Source organism: Psychrobacter sp. FME6 (assembly GCF_014861365.1).
In the GTDB taxonomy this organism is placed as follows: domain Bacteria; phylum Pseudomonadota; class Gammaproteobacteria; order Pseudomonadales; family Moraxellaceae; genus Psychrobacter.
The window spans coordinates 1-3,500 of record NZ_RRYW01000163.1 but is presented as its reverse complement, the minus strand read 5'-3'; the positions used below and the strand labels follow the sequence as shown (position 1 = coordinate 3,500).

Annotated in this window: 1 protein-coding gene and 2 pseudogenes; 2 read left to right on the top strand and 1 reads right to left on the bottom strand. The window is 42.4% G+C overall.

The features are described from left to right. The first annotated feature begins 704 nt into the window (after positions 1–704). A complete protein-coding gene (locus EI162_RS13780) occupies positions 705–2,324 on the top strand; it encodes an AbgT family transporter (protein WP_192524875.1) in 1,620 nt (539 codons plus the stop codon). Between the two features lie 118 nt (positions 2,325–2,442). After that, positions 2,443–2,592: pseudogene (locus tag EI162_RS14720) on the top strand (IS982 family transposase); the annotation flags it as partial. Positions 2,593–2,629: 37 nt separating this feature from the next. On the opposite strand, the pseudogene EI162_RS13775 reads toward EI162_RS14720, so the two are convergent. Then, a pseudogene (locus EI162_RS13775) lies at positions 2,630–3,500 on the bottom strand (IS3 family transposase); the annotation flags it as partial.

Here is a 3,500-nt window from a genome sequence, read left to right as displayed (position 1 = left end):
GGGTTGTGACTTTAGACAAGTCTCTGATAATGAGATACAGGACATTGAGAATAAACTAAACAACAGACCAAGAAAACGATTAGGGTTTAAAACGCCTATGCAGGCGTTCTATAATATTAATTAGCGTTGCACTTGGTGTGTTAATCTAAGTAATATAAAAAAGTCTAATGATAGATAGATTATCATTTAAAGGTTTTATGTTTTAGGTATAGTGAAGTGATAGGGTGACGGAGCAGGCGGTAGTACTTTAATATTGGCCCGAACTCATATTACAACTTATGATCATTAATAAAATCAACCATCACTTGGGCGGTCCGCCCATTTCCTCCTAGGCATAAAAGCGCCCGCGTTCCTTATAGTTTCGTTGGCTTATTTGAGCTCTTTATTTTTGCGCTCAAGCGCTTTGATGACTGACCAAGAGGCATTATAGTTCGGTTAAGTTGTTCATGGAAGAAATCCTGTTTGCATAAGTTGGTCTTGGTAAACCTACTTTAGCAATTGTGAACTTCTTGTTTTTGTCTTTTTTGGCGCTCCCTTCTTCTGAACTGGGGTTACTTATTACTCAAAATTCTAAACAATTTGTTTTATGAGACAAAATTATTTGTTTCTGTTTTCCAATTATGTTCCAATCATAACCTTTTATCGGTGTTTTCATACACTTTAAGCGCATCAAAAGTACTTAATCTTGAAGGAGATAATCGGCTATGCAAGGAAGTAACTCGCCAAATGGCAATCCGCCACATAATAATTTTGATGCAGCAGAGCAAGACTCGCGCATGCAGCGGTTTTTAAAAGGAGTAGAGTGGCTCGGTAATTTACTACCGCATCCTGTTATTTTGTTTGTATGGATGTCAGTATTTTTACTGGTTCTTTCAGCAGTCCTGTCTTACTTTGGTATATCGGTAATCGATCCACGACCAGAGGGTGCAAGCGGCCGTAGCGCTGATGGAACTATTGAGGTCGTCAATTTATTAAACGGCGAGGGCTTAGCTCGTATTGTTGAAAACTTGGTGACCAACTTTACTGGTTTTGTGCCACTTGGTACGGTGCTGGTAGCACTACTTGGTGTTGGTATCGCTGAGCGCTCTGGAATGATATCAGCCGCACTACGTGGGCTAGTGTTAAACGCGCCAAAGAAAATGGTTACCTTTACTATTGTGTTCGCAGGTATTATGTCAAACACGGCCGCTGAGCTTGGTTATGTGGTTTTGATACCACTTGCTGCGGTCATATTTCACTCTCTTGGTCGACATCCATTAGCTGGTATCGCGGCGGCATTTGCTGGGGTATCTGGTGGCTATAGCGCTAATCTATTACTTGGCACAGTTGATCCTTTATTATCAGGGATTACTCAAGAAGCGGCACGTATCATCGATCCAGCTTACACTGTTGGAGCAGAAGCCAACTGGTACTTTATGATGGTGAGTACTTTTTTGGTTAGTGGTTTGGGTTATCTTGTGACCGAGAAAATCGTCGAGCCAAGCCTTGGTAAGTACAATCCTACTGACGCCGATGATCCCTCAGTATTAGATACCAAAGCTGAGCGCGTATCTACTATTGAGAAAAAAGGACTTTTTTGGGCTGGTATTAGCATGCTGGTATTCTGTTTATTATTGGCTTGGACCGTGGTACCTGCTGACGGCATCCTGCGTAATGCTGAGACAGGTCTGTTGTCAGGTTCGCCGTTTTTAAAGGGTATCGTTGTCTTCATTTTTGTGTTCTTTGCCATACCTGGTTATATATATGGAAAGATTACTGGTAGCATAAAAAACAACCAAGATGTAGTAGATGCGATGAGCCATGCGATGAGCTCGCTCAGTATTTATATCGTCTTAGTCTTTTTTGCAGCGCAGTTTACCGCCTTCTTTAATTGGTCAAACCTTGGTTCTGTAATGGCAGTATCTGGTGCAACTTTCCTAAACGATATTGGTTTAACAGGTCCTTTCTTATTGATCGGTTTTATCTTGATATGTGCGGTGGTTAACTTGATGCTTGGTTCGGCATCTGCGCAATGGGCCGTGACAGCACCAATATTTGTCCCCATGCTAATGCTAACTGGCTATGCGCCTGAGATGATACAGGCCGCATACCGTATTGGAGATTCGACTACTAATATCATTACCCCTATGATGAGCTATTTTGGTCTCATTATGGCAGTTGCTATTCGTTATAAGAGAAATACTGGTGTTGGCACACTTATGGCGATGATGTTACCTTATTCAATTGCGTTCTTAGTTGGTTGGATTATTTTATTTTGCGTCTGGGTGTTTGTATTTGGTCTGCCAGTAGGCCCTGGTGCAGAGACGTTTTATCCTGCTAGATAGTAGTGAATCAAAGGTTTGCTAAATGACCCCAGTTCGGGATAAGGGAGCGCCAAAAAAGAAGTCCACAATTGCTAAAGTAAATTTACCTAGACCAACTTATGCAAAAAGGACTTCTTACATGGACAACTTAACCGAACCATACTGCTACATTGACGACCTTTACCAATCATTCAAGCCAGAGTTTGAAACGCAAATCATCGCTAGTGGCCGGCGTCGATTAAGAGCATGCCAGATAAATGTAGCAGAGATAACGGCCTTCTTGGTACTGAACCGCCCCGACTTTATCGGAGAGTGATTTACTTGAGTCAGGCAGCGATGCCTGACAGGGTTAAATTATCATAATACCGCTTTTCAAACTCAAAGGGTGACACATATCCAATCGTGTTCTATTAAACCAATCCACCCATTCAAGGGTTGCTAGTTCAACATCGTTCACACCAGTCCAGTTCTGTTTTAAATAATGAATCACCTCAGACTTATAAAGCCCGTTGACCGTTTCAGCTAATGCATTATCGTATGAATCGCCTGTCGTACCGACAGAAGCTATAACACCGCATGTAGCCATTTTATCAGTATAGCGAATGGATAAATACTGAACCCCTCGATCACTGTGATGAATCACATCTTTGGGATAGTTTCTATCTGCTATTGCTTGATTTAACGCCGCCATCACCATATCTGTGTTCATACGATTAGATACTTTCCAGCCCACAATAGCGCGAGCAAACACATCAATAATAAAAGCGGTATACACCCAGCCGCTTATCGTCTTGATATAAGTAAAGTCTGCCACCCAGAGCTGGTTAGGGCGATGAGCGCTAAAGTTACGATTAACCAAGTCATCAGCACGCTTTTGATCATCACGGCTGTGAGTTGTTATTTTACCCTTACCGCGCCAGACACCTTGTAGGCCATGCTGTCTCATTAAACGCTCTATGGTACAACGAGCAACCTTTAACCCGTCAGCTTTCATCTGCTGCCATACTTTACGCGCACCGTAACGGCATTTGCTGTCCTGCCAGATACGTTTAATCTCGCTGATGTAAAAGTCGTCATGTTGACTGCGCAGTGAGCGTTTTTCAGGGTAGCTCTCCAAGTCTTTAGCACGGTGATAGGTTGATGGGGCAATCGGTAATACTCTACAGATCAGCTCGACCCCATAATTATTCTTATGAT

Excerpts from the sequence above, each read along its gene's own strand:
- EI162_RS13780 (WP_192524875.1), top strand. The coding sequence starts at position 705 with ATGCAAGGAAGTAACTCGCCAAATGGCAATCCGCCACATAATAATTTT.